This is a genomic window from Novipirellula galeiformis, from assembly GCF_007860095.1.
GTDB classification, from domain to species: Bacteria; Planctomycetota; Planctomycetia; order Pirellulales; family Pirellulaceae; genus Novipirellula; species Novipirellula galeiformis.
This window is the reverse complement of the sequence record NZ_SJPT01000011.1, coordinates 1-23322: the sequence shown is the minus strand read 5'-3', so window position 1 is coordinate 23322 and position 23322 is coordinate 1. Positions and strand designations below refer to the sequence as shown.

Annotated in this window: 18 protein-coding genes and 1 tRNA gene; 11 read left to right on the top strand and 8 right to left on the bottom strand. The window is 55.2% G+C overall.

The features are described from left to right. Positions 1–10 precede the first annotated feature (10 nt). The 5 genes from Pla52o_RS23070 (at position 11) to trxA (ending at position 4225) form a co-directional block, all read left to right on the top strand. Positions 11–829: a hypothetical protein gene (locus Pla52o_RS23070; RefSeq protein ID WP_231612581.1), complete on the top strand. Its 819-nt coding sequence runs from the start codon at positions 11–13 to the stop codon at positions 827–829. Then, positions 829–1572: a uracil-DNA glycosylase family protein gene (locus tag Pla52o_RS23065; RefSeq protein WP_146596999.1), complete on the top strand. Its 744-nt coding sequence runs from the start codon at positions 829–831 to the stop codon at positions 1570–1572. Before Pla52o_RS23070 ends, Pla52o_RS23065 begins: the two co-directional genes overlap by 1 nt. 243 nt (positions 1573–1815) lie before the next feature. Next, positions 1816–3165, top strand: coding sequence for a dihydroorotase (locus Pla52o_RS23060; protein ID WP_146596998.1), 1350 nt, complete (start codon positions 1816–1818; stop codon positions 3163–3165). A 15-nt stretch (positions 3166–3180) separates the two neighbouring features. Further along, positions 3181–3900, top strand: coding sequence for a 3-keto-disaccharide hydrolase (locus Pla52o_RS23055; RefSeq protein ID WP_146596997.1), 720 nt, complete (start codon positions 3181–3183; stop codon positions 3898–3900). A gap of 10 nt (positions 3901–3910) precedes the next feature. Continuing rightward, a complete protein-coding gene (gene trxA, locus Pla52o_RS23050; protein WP_146596996.1) occupies positions 3911–4225 on the top strand; it encodes a thioredoxin in 315 nt (104 codons plus the stop codon). 166 nt (positions 4226–4391) lie between these two features. Here trxA and Pla52o_RS23045 read toward each other — a convergent pair whose 3' ends face one another. From Pla52o_RS23045 to argJ, 3 genes are all read right to left on the bottom strand, one after another. Further along, on the bottom strand, positions 4392–5066 hold the full coding sequence (locus tag Pla52o_RS23045) for an SGNH/GDSL hydrolase family protein (RefSeq protein WP_146596995.1): 675 nt from the start codon (positions 5064–5066) through the stop codon (positions 4392–4394). 122 nt (positions 5067–5188) lie between these two features. Continuing rightward, on the bottom strand, positions 5189–7426 hold the full coding sequence (locus Pla52o_RS23040) for an NADP-dependent isocitrate dehydrogenase (RefSeq protein ID WP_146597070.1): 2238 nt from the start codon (positions 7424–7426) through the stop codon (positions 5189–5191). Between the two features lie 126 nt (positions 7427–7552). Further along, positions 7553–8746: a bifunctional glutamate N-acetyltransferase/amino-acid acetyltransferase ArgJ gene (argJ, locus tag Pla52o_RS23035; protein ID WP_146596994.1), complete on the bottom strand. Its 1194-nt coding sequence runs from the start codon at positions 8744–8746 to the stop codon at positions 7553–7555. A 170-nt stretch (positions 8747–8916) separates the two neighbouring features. Here argJ and Pla52o_RS23030 point away from each other — a divergent pair, with 170 nt between their 5' ends. Beyond that, positions 8917–9948, top strand: a complete 1032-nt coding sequence (locus Pla52o_RS23030; RefSeq protein WP_146597069.1) for an ABC transporter ATP-binding protein — start codon at positions 8917–8919, stop codon at positions 9946–9948. Beyond that, complete coding sequence (locus tag Pla52o_RS23025) at positions 9945–10910, top strand: ABC transporter permease subunit (protein WP_231612580.1); 966 nt, start codon at positions 9945–9947, stop codon at positions 10908–10910. The genes Pla52o_RS23030 and Pla52o_RS23025 overlap by 4 nt, the downstream gene beginning before the upstream one ends. A 298-nt stretch (positions 10911–11208) precedes the next feature. Here Pla52o_RS23025 and Pla52o_RS23020 read toward each other — a convergent pair whose 3' ends face one another. Beyond that, positions 11209–12573: a 3-keto-disaccharide hydrolase gene (locus Pla52o_RS23020; RefSeq protein ID WP_231612579.1), complete on the bottom strand. Its 1365-nt coding sequence runs from the start codon at positions 12571–12573 to the stop codon at positions 11209–11211. A gap of 268 nt (positions 12574–12841) precedes the next feature. Between Pla52o_RS23020 and Pla52o_RS23015 the strand changes: the two genes are divergently transcribed. Together Pla52o_RS23015 and Pla52o_RS23010 are read left to right on the top strand one after the other, a co-directional pair. Then, a complete protein-coding gene (locus Pla52o_RS23015) occupies positions 12842–14362 on the top strand; it encodes a sulfatase family protein (protein ID WP_146596991.1) in 1521 nt (506 codons plus the stop codon). Positions 14363–14718: 356 nt separating this feature from the next. Further along, positions 14719–14791, top strand: a tRNA-Ala gene (locus tag Pla52o_RS23010). 225 nt (positions 14792–15016) lie between these two features. Here the strand turns inward: Pla52o_RS23010 and Pla52o_RS23005 are convergent. Next, a complete protein-coding gene (locus Pla52o_RS23005) occupies positions 15017–15640 on the bottom strand; it encodes a hypothetical protein (protein WP_146596990.1) in 624 nt (207 codons plus the stop codon). Between the two features lie 328 nt (positions 15641–15968). Between Pla52o_RS23005 and Pla52o_RS22995 the strand changes: the two genes are divergently transcribed. Continuing rightward, positions 15969–17936 (top strand): hypothetical protein, encoded by a 1968-nt coding sequence (locus Pla52o_RS22995; RefSeq protein WP_146596989.1) that lies wholly within the window; start codon positions 15969–15971, stop codon positions 17934–17936. A 561-nt stretch (positions 17937–18497) separates the two neighbouring features. Here the strand turns inward: Pla52o_RS22995 and Pla52o_RS22990 are convergent. Then, positions 18498–18692 (bottom strand): hypothetical protein, encoded by a 195-nt coding sequence (locus Pla52o_RS22990; RefSeq protein ID WP_146596988.1) that lies wholly within the window; start codon positions 18690–18692, stop codon positions 18498–18500. Between the two features lie 130 nt (positions 18693–18822). Beyond that, entirely contained in the window at positions 18823–21825 is a 3003-nt protein-coding gene (locus Pla52o_RS27560; RefSeq protein ID WP_231612578.1) for a sulfatase-like hydrolase/transferase, read from the bottom strand. A gap of 312 nt (positions 21826–22137) precedes the next feature. Here Pla52o_RS27560 and Pla52o_RS22975 point away from each other — a divergent pair, with 312 nt between their 5' ends. Next, positions 22138–22746: a sigma-70 family RNA polymerase sigma factor gene (locus Pla52o_RS22975; RefSeq protein ID WP_146596987.1), complete on the top strand. Its 609-nt coding sequence runs from the start codon at positions 22138–22140 to the stop codon at positions 22744–22746. 344 nt (positions 22747–23090) lie between these two features. Here the strand turns inward: Pla52o_RS22975 and Pla52o_RS27555 are convergent. Further along, on the bottom strand, positions 23091–23322 hold a 232-nt coding region (locus tag Pla52o_RS27555; protein ID WP_231612577.1), incomplete at its 5' end, for a hypothetical protein.

Sequence of the window (23322 nt, the reverse complement as noted above, 5' to 3'; positions counted from 1 at the left end):
ACGCATACGAATGAACGAAACAACCGACTACGTCGCAAAAAAGCCTCACGATCTGCTGAGACTGCGTGATGACCGCATCGTGGAAACGGTCGCGATGCTGCAAGTGCGGATCGACGAGCGATTTCCTGATTGTGGGCTGGGCAAGCTATGCGGGCAACTTCACCAAGTCTCGCTGCAAGCGGCATCGCGTTCCGCCTGGATTGGGCGACCGATCTTGTGGATTCGCGCGGTCGGTTACTTGTTGGCGTTCAGTCTGTTGGCGGTTTTGATTTTCTACGGAGCGCTCGTCGTTCGCTTGGAACCCGATGAAGTCAGTCCGATGGACTTCATTCAAACCTTTGACGCCGGCATCAACGGTGGCGTGTTTGTCGGCATCGCCTTGTACTTTTTGATCAGTTTGGAAACGCGGATTAAACGCAAACGAGCGTTGGCGGCGGTTCACGAGTTACGATCGATCGCCCACATCATCGACATGCATCAATTGACCAAAGATCCCGAACGGATTTTGCGAAATTGGCAGGCGACCGATCACTCACCCAAATACAACATGACGCCGTTCTTGCTCAGTCGTTACCTGGACTATTGCAGCGAGATGTTGTCGTTGGTTGGCAAGATTGCGGCATTATACGTCGAGCGATTCGACGACGCTCATTCGGTCGCCGCCGTCACCGAGATCGAACAACTGAGCACCAGTATGAGTCGCAAAATCTGGCAAAAGATCATGATCTTGAGTCAGTCGCGAGACCTGTTTGCCAGCGTCACTCAGGATCCTCCCGCACCCCAGAAAACCGAACTCGAAACCGTGTCCGAAGGACCTGAAACTCTCTAATGGCTAAAAAGAAACCGAGTCTTCACGCTCAACTCATTGCTGCCGCTCGCCAACTGCGCGACGACGTCGACTCGCTCTCCTTCGCCGAACCGGTGACGCACGTCTACAACCCGCTGCGCTACGCCTGGAAGGCCCATCAAGCGTACATCGAGAAAGTCAACGAGAAAGGGATCAAGGTGATGTTTCTAGGCATGAACCCTGGGCCGTGGGGGATGACGCAAACCGGGGTACCGTTTGGCGAGATCGAGTCGGTCAAAAATTGGATCGGCATCCATGCCCCCATCGATCGCCCGGAACACGAACATCCCAAGCGTCCGATCCAAGGATTCGAGTGTCCCAAAAGCGAAGTCAGTGGCCGTCGGCTTTGGGGCTTGTTCCGCGAGCGTTTCAAGACGGCTGATCTGTTCTTCAAAGACCACTTCGTGGTCAACTATTGCCCGTTGGTGTTCATGGAAGAATCGGCTCGTAATCGAACGCCCGATAAATTACCCGCTGCCGAACGACAGTTGCTCGACAATATCTGTGACGCCCATTTGCAGCGTCTAATCAAGCTCCTCAACCCGGCGCATGTCGTCGGCGTGGGGGCATATGCCGAAAGTTGTTTGAAGCGTTCGATGGAAGCGATCGATTGCGAGGCCCAACTTTCACGTATCCTTCACCCCAGTCCTGCATCGCCGGCGGCAAACCGAGACTGGGCTGGCACCGCGAGCAAGCAGATGAAAGAAGCCGGCATCTGGGCCTAGTGCCAACCGGAGGATGGCGTTGGCCTAGCGTCCTTAACCGCTACAGCTGGTTTAGCAGCAGCGACTCCTCACTCCTCACTCCTCACTCCTCACTCCTCACTCCTCACTCCTCACTCCTCACTCCTCACTCCTCACTCCTCACTCCTCACTCCTCACTCCTCACTCCTCACTCCTCGCCTCGACTGCTATCCTGACACCCACGAGCCCGTTGTTTCTTGTTCTCGCTTGCGTCTGGAAGGCCTTATGTCCCGTATCCTATTTCGAAATGCCAACGTCGTTCTCGCTGACTCGGTCCGCCCAGGATCGGTGCTGATCGAGGAGGGCAAAATTCTGGACGTGGACGCAGGCCCTAACGTACAAGCGGACCAGATTATTGACTGCAGCGGCCGTCACTTGCTGCCGGGCGTGATCGACGACCAAGTTCATTTCCGCGACCCCGGTTTGACTCACAAAGAGGACCTCGAGACGGCCTCTCGGGCCTGTGCCGCTGGCGGGGTGACTTCGTTCCTGGAGATGCCCAACACCAAGCCGCCTGCGATCACGTTGGCAGGAGTTCGTGACAAAGAAGCGATCGCGGCTGAAAAATCGCGAGTCAATTACGGGTTCTACATCGGCGCCACCCCCGACAACGTCGCTGAACTCAAGCAAGCAACGGACGTTCCGGGGATCAAGATCTTTATCGGCAGCAGCACGGGGAACCTGCTTGTTGACGAGCAAGAGGCACTGGAACGGATCTTTGCCGAAACCGAGCTGCCGATTTGTGCCCACTGTGAAGACGAAGCCACCGTGCGTGCCAACGCCGAGCGGTTAGCCGGAACGACCGACATCGCCGACCACTCGCGCATTCGCGACGAAAACGCGGCGGTGATCGCGACCAAGCGAGCGACGGAATTGGCTCGTCGCCATCAACATCGCTTTCACGTGCTGCATGTCTCGACCGCAGCCGAGTTGCCGCTATTAGCCAATGCGTCGCCCTACATCACCGCAGAAATTTGTTTGCACCATGTGTTCTTTAACGTCGACGATTACCCGCGACTGGGCAGTCGCATTCAGATGAATCCGTCGATCAAAACCAAGGCGGATAACGACGGGCTTTGGCAAGGATTGCTCGACGGCACGATTCAAGTCATCGCGACCGACCACGCCCCCCACACCTTGGAAGAAAAATCGCAGCCCTATCCGCAAAGCCCCTCCGGTTTGCCCGCCGTCGAGAACAGCTTGGCGTTGATGCTCGATCAAGCCAACGCAGGACGCTGCACGCTAAACCAAGTCGCGTCGTGGATGAGCGACGCACCGGCCCGAGTTTGGGGCATGGTCGGCAAAGGACGGATCGAAGCGGGCTATGACGCCGATTTGGTGTTGGTCGATCTGAGCGAAACGCGGACGATCCGTGATGCCGAGCAACACACCAAATCTCGCTGGAGCCCGTGGGATGGACAAACTTTACAAGGATGGCCCGTAGCGACTTATGTCCACGGCCACTGCGTCTGGAATACAATACGTGGATTCGACGAATCCTTTCGCGGATCCAAGTTGCGGTTTGACCATAGCCGTGGTGGCTTTTGGAACACCGTTGATGGCATTGGAACCTAACTTAGAGACAACAACATGAAACGCCTTACCGCCGGTTTGATCACAACCCTGCTCCTTTCCCCCTCCGTTTCGTTCGCCCAGGATGACGCGGCCCCTCCCACCGCCGCCGCGAAAACCGCTGCCGATCGAGTGGTGATGTTTGATGGCAAGAGCCTAGAGGGCTGGAAAGGCCGTGAGGATTTGTGGTCGGTCGAAGAGGGCCAGATTGTCGGCAAGACCACCGATACCGATCCCATCGACGCGAACACCTTTTTGATTTGGCAGGGCGACGCGCCGCAAGACTTTGAATTGGTCGCTTGGTTCAAAATCGAAGGTGGCAACTCGGGAATCCAGTATCGCAGCAAAATTGTCGATGAAGCGAAATTCATCGTGGGCGGTTACCAAGCCGACATCGACTTTACCAACCAATTTGCCGGGATCTTGTACGAAGAACGGGGACGTGGAATCCTGGCCCAACGAGGTCATCAAGTGACGATCGATGCCGAGGGCAAGATGCACGACCAATCGTTTGCCGATGGGAAAGCACTCGCCAGCGCGATCCATCCCGGAGAGTGGAACGAGTACCGCATTGTCGCTCGCGGCAACCAACTTCAACACTTCATTAACGGCACGATGACAGCCGAGGTGATTGACCAACAACCCGAAAAAGCATCGTCCGATGGCGTGATTGCCTTCCAATTGCACCGCGGCCCTGCGATGACCGTACGCTTCAAAAACATCGTTTTGCTAAAGTAAGATCTCACCGATGGTAAAGAAGATTTCTGAATCGGCGTTCGAACGCGAAGTGCTCGACGCCGACGTTCCGGTACTTGTCGATTTCTATGCAAATTGGTGTGCACCGTGCCGCAAAATGACCCCGATGCTCGACAAATTGATGTCCGAGGCAAAGGGCCGCTACAAGGTGGTCAAAGTCGATACGGAGACGGAGAGCGAATTGGCGACTCAGTACCGCGTCACGACGCTACCGACGTTGATCGTGTTCACCCGCGGGCGGGCGGGCAAGCCGTTGGTCGGCGTGCAAGACAAACTGACGCTGATGATGGCGCTAGGATTGGTCTGAAGTAGCGGCACTCACGCGAGAGTCTCGGCTGAACTCGCAAATCACGAAAGTCCTGACGACTTCCGCTACGATCAACCTCTCATTTTCAATCCCGACAAAGCACTAGTTTGCCGAGGCATTGAACTTTTTCGCGGTTGGACTTTTTTGCGGGGTGATTTCCAGCGATTTACTTTGGCCCCGCTTCAATCAGAGGACGGACGGCTTTGGCGATATGCTTTGCTAAAATCGCAACGCCCTCTTTCGAGGCATGCACCCCATCGTCACTGAGCCACTCGGGCTGTTCCTGTAACAGTTGATTCAAATCGACGACCGCAACGTTCCGCTGACTCGCCACTTGCACGACCGCTTCACGATACTTGGTTAACAGCACACCGAGCCCACCGACTCGCTCAAACGCCGCTTTATCATGACGCGTAAAGTAGCGTTCGTGATTGATCGGAGGAATGGTGCACAAGACCACGCGTGCCTCTTGTTTCTCACACGCATCAATCATCTGGTGCAGATTCGCCGTGTACTTTTCCAACGGCACGAAGACGCCGGCATTGTCGATCCGAGTGTCGTTCGTGCCAAACAAGATCACCACCACATCGGGATGCTGCGCTAGCACATCGCGTGACATTCGCCGCAGGGCTTGGGAGGTCGTATTGCCGCCAACGCCCGCATTGATGGCTTGGACATCCAGCAGCGAAGCCAAGATTTCGGAGTAACCTTGCTTCGTGATGCTGTCCCCAAAACAGACCACTTTGGCACGGGCTGGGTCGCTCGCATCACAATCAAGCGAAGTCATCACGGTCGCGAACCCGACGGCGAACAACAAGACGCAGAAACGAAGGTGGTTCATTAGCGTGAATCCTGTGGTCGGGTTTCGTGTGCCGTGGTGAATCGCTTAACGAACTGCAATGAAGTTCGTTAAGCGTGCTGTCGGAAGCTACGTTTTGATCGCGGAGCGATCAACGACGATGTCTAGCAGGTCGCCATCGCATCGATGGTCGCGTTTAGCGTCGCACTGGGACGCATCACTTCGCTGGCCTTCTTGCAATCTGGTTGGTAGTACCCCCCGATGTCGACCGCTTTGCCTTGGACCGAATTCAACTCGCTGACAATCTTGTCCTCGTTTTCGGCGAGCGTGGCGGCAAGCGATTGAAAATGGGACTTCAATTCAGCATCGGAATCTTGGGCTGCCAGAGCCTCCGCCCAGTACAACGCCAAGTAGAAGTGGCTACCGCGGTTATCGATTTCATTGACTTTACGCGATGGCGACTTGTCTTGAGTCAAGTACTTTCCGGTCGCTGCGTTCAACGTTTCGGCCAGCACTTGGGCGCGTCGGTTGCTCGTTTTTGCTCCGAGATCTTCGAGCGAGACCGCCAGCGCCAAGAACTCGCCGAGTGAATCCCAACGCAAGTGATTTTCTTCGAGCAGTTGTTGGACATGCTTCGGAGCCGATCCGCCCGCACCGGTTTCGAATAATCCACCGCCTGCCAAAAGAGGAACGATCGACAACATCTTTGCACTCGTTCCCAATTCCAAAATAGGGAACAAGTCGGTCAGGTAGTCCCGCAAAACGTTTCCGGTGACCGAAATCGTATCGAGTCCGTCTTTGGCTCGTTGGCACGACAAGCGAGTGGCATCGACCGGGGACATGATTTGGATATCAAGGCCAGCGGTATCGTGCGAAGGCAAATACTCGTTGACTTTGGCGATCAGGTTGGCGTCGTGAGCACGATTTTCGTCGAGCCAAAAGATGGTGGCCGAACCGGTCGCGCGAGCGCGGCTGACCGCCAAACGCACCCAGTCTCGCACGGGCAGGTCCTTGGTTTGGCACATCCGCCAGATATCGCCTTGCTCGACTTCATGCTGCATTAGCACGTTGCCGTTGGCATCGACGACGCGCACACTGCCGTCGCAGGGGATTTCAAACGTCTTGTCGTGGGAACCGTACTCTTCGGCCTTTTGCGCCATCAAACCAACGTTGGCAACGTTGCCCATCGTGGTAACATCGAACGCGCCGTTTTGCTTACAGAAATCAATGGTCGCTTGATACACTCCGCTGTAGCAACGGTCGGGAATGATCGCTTTGGTGTCGTGCAGCTTTCCATCGGGCCCCCACATTTTTCCTGAGGAGCGGATCGCCGCTGGCATCGAAGCGTCAACGATGACATCGCTTGGCACATGCAGGTTCGTGATGCCACGATCCGAATCGACCATCGCCAACGGGGGACGATCGTTGTAAACCGCCTGAAGATCAGCAAGAATTTCTTGTTTTTTCGCTTCGGGAAGCGTCTCGATCCGAGCGTAAACGTCGCCGATGCCGTTGTTGGGATTGACCCCAAGCTCGTCAAATAAATCGGCATACTTAGCGAACACGTCGCGGTAGTAAACTTGGACCGCATGGCCGAAAATAATCGGGTCGGAAACTTTCATCATGGTCGCTTTGAGGTGCAGCGACAACAACACGCCTTGGCTCTTTGCATCCTCGATTTCGCGAGCCAGGAAGTCACAGAGCGATTGCCGGCTCATTCGCGAAGCATCGATGATCTCGCCCGCGAGCAGCGATAGTTTTTCCTTCAAAACCGTCGTGGTCCCATCCTTGGCCAACAATTCGATTCGCACATCGCCCGCTTCGTTCATCACGTGCGATTGCTCGCTGCCGTAGAAGTCTCCGTCACTCATCGTGGCCACATTCGTCTTCGAATCGGCGCTCCATTTCCCCATCGAGTGTGGGTTTTGTTTCGCATACTCCTTGACCGGCGCGGCCACGCGTCGATCGGAATTGCCTTCGCGAAGGACTGGGTTCACTGCACTGCCGAGCACCTTGGCGTAGCGTGCCCGCGCATCCTTTTCCGCATCGGTCTTGGGTTCATCGGGGAAATCAGGAATCGCAAATCCATTTTTTTGCAATTCCGCGATGGCCGACTTCAACTGAGGAATCGAAGCGCTGACATTAGGAAGCTTGATGATATTTGCTTCCGCTTGCTTCGCTAATTCACCCAATTCCGCCAGCGCGTCGGAGTGTTGTTGGTTGCTGGGCAGCGTGTCCGAAAAACCAGCCAAAATGCGTCCCGCGAGTGAAATGTCTTTCGTTTCGACTGTGATTCCGGCCGCTGACGTGAACGCACGAATGATCGGTAGCAACGAATAGGTTGCTAGAGCAGGAGCTTCGTCAGTGTGGGTGTAGACAATCTTTGAATCGCTTTGAGACATCATCTTCCTTCGTTTGCTTTCGGTAACCAATCGACGATTTGTGCCGAACATGGACGCTAATTACAGGTGAGAAACGCGGTCCTATCATCGTGTTCAAACCGCTCGATGGGAAGATGCCACCCTCGATCAAGTGGTGTACTCGGAATTGAAGCGAACATAGTCGGTCGTCAAGTCGCTCGACCAATACGTCGCTTCGCCCGCTCCGGAGCCGACTCGCAACTCGATATCGATTTGCGGATGCGCCTTCATCGTCCCGCTCAGTGACGCGGCATCAAACGATAGCGGGGTCCCTTTGTCGTAGATCGATTGGCCACAGACGGACAAGGCAACCTGTGACGGTTCGATCGGCTGGCCCGCGTAGCCGGCGGCTGAAACGATTCGCCCCCAATTGGGATCACCCCCGGAGATCGCGGTTTTGACCAACGGGCTTGCGGCCACGGTTTTGGCAATGATCTCGGCCGACGTATCACTTGACGCCCCGACGACGTGAATCTGCATCACGTGGGTCGCGCCTTCGCCGTCAGCAACTAATTGCTTGGCAAGCTTGATCGCGAGCTCCGTGAGCGACGCTTCAAATTGGGCCAACGCGTCACCCGAAAGTGGATCGTCACTGCCGCTGGCCAACAACAATAGCGTGTCGTTCGTACTGGTGTGTCCATCGACGCTGACACGATTGAAACTAACGTTTGCCACGCGAGCAAGCATTTGTTGGGCGTCTTGCTCGGTAAGCGAAGCATCGGTGCACATCACCGACAACATCGTCGCCATGTTCGGGGCGATCATGCCCGCGCCTTTGGCCATCGCGGCGATCCGAATCGTTTGGCCACCGAGCGTTAACTCGCATGATTCGGTTTTACGATCCGCATCCGTCGTGCGAATCGCTTCGGCAGCTTCGATGAACGCGGTGTCATCGTTAGCGAGTTTGCCGTGCGCCTGTTCCACTCCCACACGGATCTTGTCCATCGGCAACGGTTTACCGATCACGCCGGTGCTCATCACCAACACATCGTTTTCATTGCATCCGACCAACTCGGCGAGCTGAGCACAGGTCGCCTTGGCGTCTGCCATGCCTTGCTCGCCGGTACATGCGTTGGCGTTGCCGCTGTTGGTGAGCACCGCTCGGATCGCAGCGGAGGGGGTCCGTGAACGCGACAGCACGACGGGGGCGGCGACGATTTGATTCGTGGTGTAGACCCCCGCTGCGACGATCGGTCGATCCGATACAATTAACGAAACATCCGGTTTCCCACTGGCTTTGATTCCGCACGTCGTACCAGCAAAACGGAAACCGCGTGGCAAAAACAAGGGTGAATTCGACATGGATCTGCCTGTGAAATGGGTATGCTATTTGGGATCGCTGAAAGCCCGCTTCCCACGATTTGACTGCTGCAAACAATAAAGGGCGTCGCGATCGACAACAAGCGACCCAGGCTAAGCAAAATTCCATTGTCGGCGTCATCACCTCTCCCTCGGTTCGTGAGCCCCACCGTTTGAATCCGCCCCTAAAACCCACCGACCAACGGATCGACGCCGATCCGAACCCTCCGCAGGACGGCGTCGATGTGCTGCGTTGCGACGCCTTGTGCAAACGCTATGGCGACTTTGAGGCGTTGGTCGATTGCTCGCTGCGTGTCGGCAGTGGAGACATTTTTGGCCTGCTGGGGCCCAACGGAGCGGGAAAGACCACGTTGATTCGGCTGCTGCTCGGCTATCTGCATCCTAGCGGCGGGAGGGCGACCGTGCTCGGGATCGATGCCGAACGAGACAGCGTTGCGGTACGACGTCAAGTGGCTTACCTGCCCGGTGACGCCCGATTGCCTCGGCACATGCGTGGCGAGGGGGTGCTGAAATTTTTTGCCGAGATGCATCCCTTCGGTGATCTGCAACGCAGTCGCGATGTTGCTGAGCGTTTAGAACTGAATACCAAAACCCGTGTGGCGTTTATGTCGACCGGGATGCGACAAAAACTGGCGCTCGCCGTCGTATTCGGGCCGCAAACACCGCTGTTGATTCTGGATGAACCGACCGCGAATCTCGATCCCACCGTCCGCGCCGCGGTACTGCAATTGGTCATCGAAGCGCGTAACAACGGCCGCACGGTCATGTTGTCCTCGCACGTGCTCAGCGAGATCGAAGACACTTGCAACCGCGTCGCTTTCTTGCGACATGGCCGCTTGGCCCACGAGATGTGGATGAGCGACTTGTTCCAGCGTCACCGCATGACGGCGATCACCAGCCAATCCTCGCTTGCCGTTCCCGAGACGCTGCAAGAAGCGGTCCGCGTCTCAATGCGTCCCTCGCGACTTGCCCACCATCAAGTCCAGATCGACACCGCCGGCGACCTCGGCCCCATTCTAAAATGGATCGATTCTCTCGATTTGAAACAGATTCGTTTCGAGCCGTATGGACTCCGCACGGTGTATGAATCCGTCCATGCCGGCGAATCGGTCTGCACCACGTTGCTAGGAGACCCCGGAGTGCCAAATGCGGATGTGATCGCAGAATCGGGAGCCGGAGCATGATCGACCGTGTTTTATTAAAGAAATATATCGGCCAATCACTGCTGCTGTTTTTGTCGTGTGGGTTGGCCCTCTTTGCATTCGCGTGGGTACGAGTTTGGGTCGTCAGTCTGTTGGACATGGGGCGATTCCAAAACATCGTGGAACAGTTCCGCGACTTTGAAAAGTTTTCCCCCATCCCGTTCGATGTACTGTTCACCTATCCCGGGCGAGTTGGGATGACGTATGACGAACCGATCGTAATCCTGTGCATCGTGATCTGGTGCATCTCGCGTGGCAGTGACGTGGTCAGTGGCGAACTGGGACGAGGAACGTTGGAAATGGTCCTCTCGCAACCGATCAGCCGGACACGGTTACTGTTTTCGCACGCCGCCGTCTCGGTGGTCGGGTTGGCGTTATTGTGCCTGTTGGTGTGGGCCGGGATTGGGGCCGGAGTGCAGACGACCAGCGTGAAAGAGACGGTGCCTCCCCCGACGATTCGCATTCCCATCATCGAGTTTGATTTTCCGCTGACGATGGGCGAACCCGAAATACAGACATTGCACTTGAGGGATCGCGTGGATGTGCGAATGTACGCCGCGCCCACCTTCCATCTGTTCGCGTTTGGCTTCTTTTTGATCGGCCTCGCAACGCTGCTCAGCAGCCTCGATCGCTATCGATGGCGGACGGTCGGTGTCACGGTCGCGATCTACATCGTACAAACGGTCATGTTTGGTCTTGGCAAAGCGGCCGAGTCGCTCCAATTCCTGCTGTCGATGACGTTCCTAAGCTGCTACAAGCCACAGCAGATGGCGTCGATGGTCGCTGGCGACACGCTCTACACACCGTGGACGCTGACTCACCGCGTCGATGATACGATGCTGCCACCGCTGGTGTACCCGTTGATTTTGATTGGCTTCGGGGTCGTGTTTTACATCGCTGCGATGGTTTGTTTTAACCGTCGCGATCTTCCCGCACCGCTTTAATGTCGCCGCTTTAATGTCGCCGCTTTAATGTCGCTGATCGCTCCGCGATCTTGGCGCGATCTTGGCGCCCCGTGTGACCTTGGCGCGCCGTGCAAAGCTGGGCAACTCAAAAGTTCGTATTGACGCTGTTGGTACGTGCGTTGGACTTGCTCCTTACGCCAGCGGCGTAAATGGAAACGAGCCCTTGAAATAAAAACGAACCCGTGGAATGAAGCCGTGCAAGCAACTCCGCCTGTCCATCCCCGTTTTTTAACAGCGCAGCATTAGCCGCAGTTCTCCTGCGGTCGTCCCCCTACGGTTACTTCGCCGCTTCGGCAGGCTTGTCAGCCTCTGCCGGCTTCGCCGCGTCCGATCCCGGTTTGGCCTTCTCCGCCGCTGCCTTCTCCGCCGCTGCTTTCTCAGCCGCCGCTTTTTCTGCAGCCGCTTTTTCTGCAGCCGCTTTTTCTGCAGCCGCTTTTTCTGCAGCTGCTTTCTCCGCAGCCGCCTTCATCTCAGCTTGCTTCTTCTTCTTCGCTTCTTCCTTTTCTTTCAGCTCGCGAGCCTTCTTCTCTTGTTCCTTTTTCTCACGCTCGATCTTCGCTTGCTGTTCTTTCTTTAAAGCCTCCAGCTCTTCCGGGGTCGGAACGACCGGGAAGGTGCCGCTCGCCAATCCACGATCGACAATCCATACGTTGCGAAAACGAACCGGGTCACCATGGTCTTGGAACAAGGTTGGCAACAAGTTGGGCTCTTCCGCTTTACCTGCCCCCGTCGGTCCTGGCAACTCGACGTCGTCTTGGATTTTGACGCCGTTGAGCCAACTGGTCACGTGAGCGCCGCGGAGTTTGTTGCCGTCGGCGTCCCAGCGTGCTGCGGTAAATTGGATGTCATAGGTTTGCCACGCCAGCGGTGGGAAGCACATGTTCAAATCGGGAGCACGGAATCGGTACAAGGCTCCCGCTCCATTGAACACTGGTGGAGTGGCGAACGAGTCGAGCACCTGGCATTCGTAGCGTCCATGCAAATAAATACCGCTGTTGCCTCGAGCTTGATCCAATGCTTCGGGCATGTACGGCAACCGAAACTCGAGATGCAAGTTGAAGTCTTGCATCATCGGCTTGATTTTTGTTCCGTGCATCAACAAACCATCACTCGTCATTTGGCCATCGATAAACTGGTCGGTCGACGAGCCATCAAACAACACGATCCCATCTTTCGGCGCGGGTGCATGCAAAGTCGAGCTCTCTCGTTCGACTCGCTTCAGTTCCCCGATTCGGTTTCCCTTGCGGTCCAACACAAGGCAGCCCTCTTTTTCGACGAACACGGCGTAGGGGCCACCCGACAAAACCACAAAATCACCGCTGCGACGGCCGATCAATTGCACCGTCTCGGTCTGATGCCCTTCTTCTCCTGGCAGCCCGCCGAGGTACTGAATCGCCTCGAACGTGTCGTTGCCGATCGGCCGAATTTGCAGCGCCACGACATTCTTATCCTCCGTATCCGTCTTGATCGGACCGACAAACTCACCCATCAGCGGAAAGTTGGGTTCCGAATCGGGCGCCTCGGTGTAGACGGGCCCCTTGGGGCCCGCGGCCATCACGGGGGCACTACCCGACAACAAACCGTCCGAGACCAGGAGCGCCAAGCAGACGCTGGTGAGCGCGTATCGTGGCCGAGAGATCATATTGGTTCCGTTTCTGAGGGAGAAAGAGTTTGTGTGGGGGGGAGGGAGGTTCTGAGGGGAAATCGCCATCCGCGATTACGGTCTTCAACCGCTCCTAAAATAGTTGCCCCTTCGCTGTCGGGCTACGGTTTTACCGTGATTTCTTACTGCAAACCCCATTGAATTAGCGAAAGTCCGCTGAGCAAAGTCTTACCTGCCCCGGAGGCTCTCATTAAAATGTCAGGACGAAACCGTCCCGTCTCGGCTCCTCCAACCGCCCGCATACCGCATGAAATCCCCCGTTCTCGCGACCCTATTCACGCTGGTCGTCACTACAGCAGCGCAAGCGGCGCCGCCCCCCAACATCCTTTTCATCTTTACTGATGATCATTGCGAACAAGCGCTCAGCGCCTACGATCCCGCTCGCATCTCGACCCCGAACCTCGATCGCATTGCCAAGCAAGGAATGCGGTTTAACCGTTGTTTGGTGACCAATTCGATCTGTGGCCCCAGTCGTGCGGTGATCCAAACGGGCAAGTACAGTCACCTCAATGGCTTTAAAACCAACCGCGATCGATTCAACGGAGACCAACAAACGTTTCCAAAATTGCTGCGAGCGGACGGCTATCAAACTGCCGTGATTGGAAAGTGGCATCTCGTTTCCACCCCTCAAGGTTTCGATCACTACGACGTTTTGAAGGGACAAGGACCGTACTACAACCCGCCAATGTTGACCGCCGGTGCCGATGGCAAACCCGTCACGCGACAGCATACCGGATACACGACCGAGATCATCACCGACAAAACGTTGACGTGGCTGAAGGAACAACGGGATCCACAAAAGCCGTTCATGTTGATGTGCCAACACAAGGCACCCCATCGCAATTGGATGCCCAGTCCCAAGTACCTCAACTGGCTCGACGACGTCACGATCCCTGAACCGGAAACGCTGCGGGATGACTATTCCGGCCGCACCCAATCGGCCTCGCGTCAACAGATGACGATCAAGGAACATCTCAATGCCAACGACCTAAAACTGACCGGGTACGGCACCATGAATGCCCAGCAACGCAAGCTCTGGGATGCCGCCTACGGACCCAAAAACGCAGCGTTCAACGAGGCGCGAGTCAAGATGACGGAGAAAGAGGTCATCCAGTGGAAGTATCAACGCTATGTGAAAGACTACCTGCGATGTGTGAAGAGTGTTGACGACAGTGTCGGTGAGGTATTGGACTATCTCGAGGAAGCCGGCTTGGCTGACAACACCGTCGTCATTTACTCCTCCGACCAGGGTTGGTACTTGGGCGAACATGGTTGGTATGACAAACGATGGATGTATGAAGAATCGCTCAAGACCCCGCTGCTAGTTCGTTGGCCGGGCGTGGTCAAAGCGGGCGAGACCAACAATGACGTCGTTTCGAATCTCGATTTCGCGGAAACGTTTTTAGAGATCGCCGGAACGAAAATCCCCAGCGACATGCAAGGCCGCAGCTTGGTACCGATTTTCCAAGGCAACACGCCTGCCGATTGGCGAAAGACGTTTTATTACCACTACTACGAGAATCCTGGGGCGCACAATGTCGCGCGGCACTATGGCGTCACCAACGGCCGTTACAAACTGATTCGCTTCTATGCCCTCGAAGGTAAACCACTCGACGATTGGGAGCTGTTTGATTTACAGAAGGACCCGCACGAGCTGCACAGCGTCTACGGCGACCCTGACTACGCCGAGGTGCAAGCCGATTTGGAAGCGGAGCTGGCAAGGCTAAGGAAGCAGTATGCCGTCACCGAGGATCCCATCCGTCGTTGATCGCTCGGCGATCAAAACGTCCACGAACTAAACGTCCACGATCTCACGTTCATTACGAATCATTTCAGTCGCCAGCGGCGACCGGCAAATGGTTTTTCAGCGGTAGGGTTGCCAGCGATCAACTCCAACTTCGATGTTGGAGGGCCCAATGGATGGGCGCGACCCACTAAGATTGGGGTAATTCATTGGATTGCCAGTGGCATTCGATTCGGAAAAACCGGCATGATTGGCTATGGGAGGGACATCTGGGAAGTTTTGCAGGCGCCGGGAGCCGTTTTTTTGGCGAAGAAAAGCACCAGGACTTGACGAGAGGATGGGACAGTCAGTACTCTTTGCAAAAGTGAAAGAGACCTTCCGGGGGATTAGCTCAGTTGGGAGAGCGCCTGCATGGCATGCAGGAGGTCATCGGTTCAAGTCCGTTATCCTCCACTCGGAAAGCCGCTTGTGAAATCACAAGCGGCTTTTTTCGTGCGCCGAAGTCGTTCATGACCAACGATTTACGGTGTTTCGTGATTCAAGCCGCATGGTGGGGACAAGTGCGTGGGTCAGGAAATGGGGTGGATTTTGGGTCAGATTTCAAATCAAATCCGACCCAATGAAGAGATGACCGCTGCGGACGGCCATCTCTTTCTAAACGCCAGACAACCGTCACCACTAGCTGTTCTTGGCAAGCTCATCAAGAAACGGTTGGAGCTTCGGGCGCAGATCAATGATGGCTGCCTTCAAGGTCTCAAAGCGTGGATCTGAATATCGGTTGGTGACCGATGTACGGGACACTCTTCGAGCGTTCGAAAGGTCTGCAATTTCACTCCCGTATTTCTGTCGCAAGAGATTCGGCAGCACCTTCCGCAGGTTCTTCAACGGGTGCTTTGGGAAGGTTGGATCGATACGTTGAACTCGGGTGATAACCCCGACACCGGTAATCGTTTTCCCATTAGACACCTCTCCCCACCACTTCGTCATTCGTTGGGCCGCATTGCGCTTGTCGTCTTGATACCACGACATTCCCTTTTCATTACAAACGATCACGTTGCCACTACAGGCTTGCGACCGTCGGATACCCCATCTCAAGAGCTCGTGGACCTCGTCGAAAAGAATCCACTCTGCATATTCAAATGTCTTGGGACGTTCAAAAATCACCCACGGCCCGGACTCCGGCTTTCCGGACGCCTGATGAATTCGTTCTGGGTGCAAAGGATACAAATCATCGGGGACTAATCGCCCAATCTCGGCTGGCTGCATGCCACAGTTCACGGTGCCCCAATCCACCTCATCCAAGCAACACTCGGCCACTCATCGGTGGCAACAACGGGTCGCTACCTTCACGCACGTCCCACCGAATCGAGTGCCTGCGATCTGCCGGCTTGAAAGGAAACCTCGTCCTGACAGGGCTGCGATGATAACGGGCGCTATGCTTCAAGAAGTTGCCACGGCGATCAATGAGTCACTCCAGCAACAAGATCAGAAACATCATCGACGCTCAACACTTTTGCTTGAGGTTTCGCTATCTGTTGGATAGCGATCAGTACCGCATTTGCGGCACCCGAGGGGCCCCAGTATACTCCCTTTGATCATGACTCCTGAAAGACGTGCTTGGAGACGAGCGATGAACCGGATTGCAAACCAACTATTGTTTGTGGCGACAGCATTTCTGTTCGCAAACACGGCGGTTGCCGAAACCACTACGGTGCCTATTGAGATTCAGTCCGTAGAGCCAAGAGAACGCAAGATTACCGTTCGTTACAGCGGCAAAGTGACTACTTTAGCCCTAAGTGATGACGCTACGATCATTTTGGAAGGCAAGGCCACAGATCTGACATCAGTGATCCCCGGCGACATCGGTCATGTTGAGTTTGACAAAACGATTCCTGCTGTCACAAAGCTAGAGGTTCGGCGAAGCCAGATGGCGCCGGCAGAAAAGCTAGATGAAGGGTGGGAGGAAATCGACCAACGGCTGCTTTTCTTGATGGTGAGGCTGGTCGATGTCGAAGCCAACTTGGACGCAATCGACGAGGCTATGGGCAAAAGTAAGTCCCGTGCAGGCATTGCGACCGGTCAGGCAAATCGAGCACAGGCTGGCAATGACCGAATGGACCGCAGGGCTGGCGGTCCAGTTAGATGGGACAGGTTCTACGGGACGACAGCAGAGAAATTTTTCTACCACCCAACGGAGAATCATACCTACCACACGTGGACGGTCTTAGGGCAAAACAATTCTGCAAGCGACAATCAAACTGAGCCCGGTGTACCTTCTCGCCAAGGACTGCCTGTCCATCAACGACCTCCACAGTTCGACTACATGTATCGTGCCAACCAAAATGCGCAACAAAGAGCGATTGCTAACGTAGCTAAATTTCGAGGAAATGCCGCTGCCTTAGCTGCACGTGAACATGAACTCCAATTGGAGCAGAGCAAGTTGTGGTGTGAAGTTGCATTTCGTGCAGTGGCAAGAAATGATCTGGATCGGAAACCTCTTTACCGGTTTGCACCATCAGGCACAGGTAAGGAAGACTTGCTCGCAGCGACTAAGTTCGTTGCCGTCGCACTGTCGATCATTGATGGAGGTCAAAAGGATCAACAAGCGACCTTCCAACAGATTAAGATGCTCATCTCCAATGCCCGAGATGCTCTCGGAAACGAGTGGCTAAATTTGGGAGTCAACTATCGGGATGAGTCAACGGACGAGTGGAGATTTGTGTCGCTCGCAAGACGGTTGGAGGATATTTCAGCAAATTTGGGGGATAGCTACACCGTATCGGTGAAACGTGAGAATGCCGGTGACTCCGAACGTCGTGACCTCTACCGAGGTTTGCTACAGCAAGCGTTGATTCAATATGCCGAAACGGTATTGGCGTTGGATGAGATGGCCTCAGCGATGGCCAAGGCGAAAGAGTTTGAGCCAGATCTGGATAAGTCAGTCGCTATGCCTGCCTTGACTGAGACGCCGACCTTGGCAACGCCAGGGCCGGTAAATACGCCTAGCCTTGTTAACCCAACCCCTGATCTCAAACAGTGGCAAAAGGGAGACGCTACCTTGGAATTGACGAGCATTTCCTTTTTATCTGAGTTGGACCTGCGAGGAAAAGTAGAGGAAGGGAAATGGCAGGTTCAACGTGGCAAACTATATGGTTTTGCTGCACCAAAAACGGCAAAGGCATCGCTCGGTAGCATTCCATTTGAACACTATGACCTTGAAGTGGCTTTTTCGACCACTCAGCGGAGCAGCAACGGCTTCGGTGATCTCATTTTCGCTTTGCCGGTAGTTCAGGGAAGCCTTTGCATTCGAGTCACAAAAGAGAACAAAACAATCATCGGCTTCTTTAGTTCGGGGGAATTTGGTGAATTCAACTCGGCAACTTTTTCGGGAGCCATTTCCTTACGCACTCAACACAAGTTGTCGGTAAAGGTGCGGGGCAAAGAAAACGTAGAGCTTTCGCTTGACGGCAAGCTTGTTAAGTCATTCACGTCGCTTCCCAATCTCAAGACATTCGAAGGCAACGTTTTCAAAATCGTGCTTTCACCGCAAATGAGCGTCGTTTTCGACCAGATCGACGTGGTCAATCAAAGCCAGTAGCAGCTAGACTCTAAAATTTCCAGAAATCTTTCTTTCCTGCTCTAGCGATTTGATCTGCAACAGTCTCGTGCGCATCCTCTTGTGAATAGCCCCATCGGCCAAGCTTCACATACGCAGTCGGTATAGAGATTTTCTCGACCTTTGCCAGCTCCGCTTGCTTGCCAGCGAACTGGCCCGATTCTTCGCACGATCCACCATCGTTCGAGGGCGATCTATGTGGGTCAGATTTGGTCGGGAATCGGGTCAGATTTCAAAAACAGCCAAATGCGTAAGCTGTTTCCTGAAAAGCACTTGCGTCGACAAGACGAGAATTCCGTTATCCTCCACTCGGAAAGCCGCTTGTAAATTTACAAGCGGCTTTTTTCGTGCGCTGACTCTTTATTGCCAACCACTCACATCCACCACCCAGGCAATCTGGGGCGGCAGGAATTTTCTCCGCTTCCGCTGCGGGCTTGCCCCCGCGGGATCAACGAAGCGAGACGGCGTCCGCCAGGACAAGCTCGACTGGAAGGAACATTCAATGCCCGCAAACTGGAACCGATTTCGCCTACCTTTTCCGCCTTAAGCTCCAGCTTCCGCCTCAAGCTCCAGCGCCATCCATGCTTCGACATGTCGACGCGAGGTGATGCCAGGGTTGTGGGGCGTATCAATCGCCTGGCGGGGGCCCATCAAGTCGACGAACCATTCCGCACAGCCGAGGACCAGCAGCGGTGCAACGTCGCGGAGGAACAAGATGGGGATTTGACGTTTGTTCATGGCAGTGAGAGCGATTCTAGACGAGCAGTATTGAAAATTGAGAATTGACTATTTGAATATGCAAAATGAATTTCGGTTCAGGCGCACTCAATTTGCATTTCTCAATTGCCCATTCAACGTTTTCAATTTCCTATCTCTGATTTCCCGCCCCGTTCCCTCGTCCCGGACGATTGTTCGTGTCAATCTGTCCCCAGTATCCTCCGATGATGTGGGGGTATTCGCCCGGCGTGACGTGATAGTGGGGACCACGATCGGGGTCTGTGTGAAGATTGAAGTCGTTGAGCGGGTTCTTCGTATCGTCTTTGGCGAGCAAGCCTTTTGATTCGTATGGCCCGTAGACGGGGAATCCGTCGAATGCGAATCCAATCACGCCCGAATGCGATTGCCCTTCGTCGCTCCAAGGCGTCTTCACGCAAACGGGATACTTGTGATAGTGGTACTGTTGTCGAGGGCTGGGGTGGCCGCAACAACGATCGAGTCGCCAAACCGCATCGGTTTCAAAGATGTGATCGAAGGGATTGAAGAAGATCACGCCGTTGGTTGCGACACCAATCGCGCCCATTGGTAAAGCTTGGTTGGAGTTCTTTTCGTCCATCGCGATCGCATTGGGATCACGCTTCGGCTCCAACGGAATGTGCCAAGTATTCGCCTGCTCTTTGATGTACGACGGGTTGCCGTCCAACATTCGCCAGCGATCAGGGAAGGTCGCGGTCGGGTGGTTTGGCAAGTTCCGACTTCGCATGACCAGATGTTCGTCAGTGAACGTGACGATGACAGCGTAGGGCTTGTACTGGTCCTTCGTGACTTCGTCACCGTTGAAATCGAGGTAACCGGCACGCAACCACGAACTCATGTTGCCAGCGAACGGAGCGTGGTAACGATCCGTTTTGTAGAGCAACTGATCTGCGTTGGTGTAGTCGAACTGCTTCGGTGCTTGGCGCTGTCCAGCTTTCGGATTGAAGTACCAGCGACCTCCAAGGGCAATCAGCTTCGATTCATCCGGTTGTGGGAAGTCTTGCAGGGTCGGTTTGGCGGCTTCGTAGTTAGCGGGTACGTCAATGGGTTTGATGTCCATCGAATTGACCCAGAACTCGGATTTCCCTGTCTGAGCTTTCCCATTGGCAAAACCGACGCTCAGCTTCAGCCGATCGACTTCTGCGAACGGGGTTCGGAAGTCCATCGCGTAGGTTCGCCAAATCGAGTGTCCAAGGCTTTCGTTGGTGTCTTTGTCGAAGAAATCCTTACGTTCCTGCAAAACTTGCGGGTAGATGCGTTCTTTGATCAGGTCCAGTGAATCGGTGCCGCGCTTTTGGAAAAACTCGACTTTCAAATACAGCTCGTCCTGGTCAACGGCGAAGTTGTCTTGAGCGAGCCCCGAGATGTAGAAGCGATACCAACGCTGGTCGGCGGATACTTGGTCACTGGTAAGCGACGCCTCGCCCGCAAGTGTGCCGTTGCCGTCGACATCTTCGCTGGAAAGCAAGCGTATGCCACGCCCACTGGATTCCACTCGCGGATCGCCCAGCACCCCGTACTTTGCGTCGCCTCGGAGCGTGGCCGTTGCAAGCGATTCTCCTTCTTGTAGTTCCTTGGCGGTTGTGACGGCAAGCGTGTGTCGGCCAGAAACCACACTCTGGCGAGCGTAGCTACTGTCGCCAGACGGTGGTGCCAGTTGTGTGCGTCCCACGCTCTGGCCAGCGTAGCTACCGTCGCCAGACGGTGGTGCCGGTTGTGTGCGTCCCACGCTCTGGCCAGCGTAGCTACCGTCGCCAGACGGTGGTGCCGGTTGTGTGCGCCCCGCACTCTGGCCAGCGTAGCTACCGTCGCCAGACGGTGGTGCCGGTTGTGTGCGTCCCACGCTCTGGCCAGCGTAGCTACCGTCGCCAGACGGTGGTACGGGACCATCCGTTTGGACAATCACTTGGTACTGAATCAACTTGGACAACAACTGCGAGGCAATCTTCGCCTCCGAGCCAGCGACGTTTCTTTCCTCCGTTGGATCCCTTCGCAAATTGAACAGCTCCGTGCCCCCGTCGGCAAATTGAATCAACTTCCAATCGTCGTGAATGATGGCGTGGTCGTTCTCGGCAATCACGATGGTTCGCGAAGTTGCCTTGCCACTGACCAATTGTGACCAGAGACTATCTCCGTCGAGCGGTTTCACCGATGAGATTGAAACTCCGGTGGCTGCGGCGAGCGTGGGGAACAGATCGTGAATCGCGCAGAGCTGTTCATTTTCGCTTCCGGCTTTCAACAAACCAGGAGCACGGATGACGCAAGGCACATGAATGCCGCCCTCGTAGACTTGCCGCTTCTGGCCGCGAAACGGTTTGTTTGTTCCGGCTCGTGCCGCACCGTTATCGGATGCAAAAACGACGATCGTATCTTGGCGAAGTTGCCTGTCGTCGATCGCGTCAAGAATGCGTCCGATGCCTTGGTCCATCGAATCGACCATTGCCGCGTAGGTCGCTTCCGTTGCGCTCAATTTGCCTTGGTATTTTGCGATCAAGTTCTGCGGAGCTTGAAAGGGCGAGTGCGGCGCGTTGAAGGAAACGACGATGCAGTACGGTTTACGTGAGCGTCGGTTTCTGATTTGACGCACTGCTTCATCGGCCAACAAGTCGGTTGAGTAGCCTTTCTCATCGAGGGTGGTCCCACCCCGTTGCCAATCAATCTTCCCTCGACTTGCAGTGTGTTCGTAGTAGTCGATCGAAGCATCGAGAAAGCCATAGAATTGATCGAATCCTCGGCGGATGGGATGCGATTGATCACCTGCGAGCCCCAGGTGCCACTTACCGATCAGGCTGGTTTCATAACCAGCTTTTTGAAACGCAGCGGGCAGCAACGGTTCGCTCGTTGGCAAGCCTTCGTCGCGAGGTCGCACGGGGCCAGAGATTCCATAGCGGTGCGGGAATCGTCCGGTCAACATCGCAGCACGAGCCGGGCTACACGCCGGATAGGCGTAGAAGCGATTGAGTCGGACGCCGTCTTTGGCCAGCGAATCAATGTTTGGCGTGTCGGCGGCTCCTCCGTGGAACCCAACGTCACCCCAGCCAAGGTCATCGGCTAACAAGATCACAATGTTCTTCCGCTTTTGCGCATCGACATCGTCGCCAACACAAAGACTCTGCATGGACAGCAAGGCCGCGAGCACTAGCACCCCATTTATGCAGTAACGACCTTCCGTAGCTACCGTCGCCAGACGGTGGCCCGTTTTGTTCGCAATCCACGCTCTGGCGAGCGTAGCTACCGTCGCCAGACGGTGGTGGAACCTGTGCTCGTCCCACGCTCTGGCGAGCGCAGCTACCATTGCCAGACGGTGGATGAAGTGCAATGCGAGAGTCGGTTTCATCAAAATCGGCCTTGGATACAATGGATTGTGCAATTACCTCATGGTCAGAAACCCCAGCGATTGCCGACATCTACAGCCAATAGGCATTTTTTTGTGAATCCCAACGTCGGAAACATCGAACAGCAACTTAAGCTTGGCGATTTGTCGCTGTTTGCCGATGCGTTTTCCGTCCATCGCCCGCGGTTGTGGCAGATCATCCATTTCCGGCTCAGCGATCAGATTCGAGCTCGTGTTGATGCGGATGATGTATTGCAGGACGTTTATTTAGATGCCGAAAAACGGCTCGGTCACTATGTCGAGGGCGATTTTCCTTCACTATTTCTTTGGCTACGACTCGTCACCGGACAGACGCTTAGCCGTGTTCATCGCCGACATCTGGCCACCGAATCACGTTCGACGTTGCGTGAATCCAATCCGCACGAAGAAAATCCATGGGGCAACACGTCGCTGTGTCTTTCGCAACGTTTCATCGCTCATCTGACTTCACCGAGCCAAGCGGCTGTGAAGGTTGAGTTGATTGCGGAGGTGCGGTCGGCACTGAGTGAGATGAGTGAGATGGATCGCGAAGTCGTTGCGCTGCGTCATTTTGAAGAACTGACCAACCAAGAAGTTGCCATGGCACTTGGCATCACGCCGAAAGCCGCCAGCATCCGGTATGTGCGAGCGCTGGAACGATTGCGGTCGGTGCTGGAGCAGATTTGAGTGCTCGGTTGTAGCTACGCTCGCCAGAGCGTGGCGTGAGCACAGACCGATCCACCTTCTAGCGAAGGTAGCTACGCTCGCCAGAGTGTGGCGTAAACACAGACCGGCCCACCTTTCTAGCGGAGGTAGCTACGCTCGCCAGAGCGTGGCGTAAGCACAGACCGATCCACCTTCTGGCGAAGGTAGCTACGCTCGCCAGAGTGTGGCGTGAGCACAGACCGATCCACCTTCTGGCGAAGGTAGCTACGCTCGCCAGAGTGTGGCGTAAACACAGACCGGTCCACCTTCTGGCGAAGGTAGCTACGTTCGCCAGAGCGTGGCGTAAACACAGACCGATCCACCTTCTAGCGGAGGTAGCTACGCTCGCCAGAGCGTGGCGTGAGCACAGACCGGCCCACCTTCTGGCGAAGGTAGCTACGCTCGCCAGAGCGTGGCGTAAACACAGACCGATCCACCTTCGAGCGAAGGTAGCTACGCTTGCCAGAGCGTGGCGTAAGCACAGACCGGCCCACCTTCTGGCGAAGGTAGCTACGCTCGCCAGAGCGTGGCGTAAACACAGACCGATCCACCTTCGAG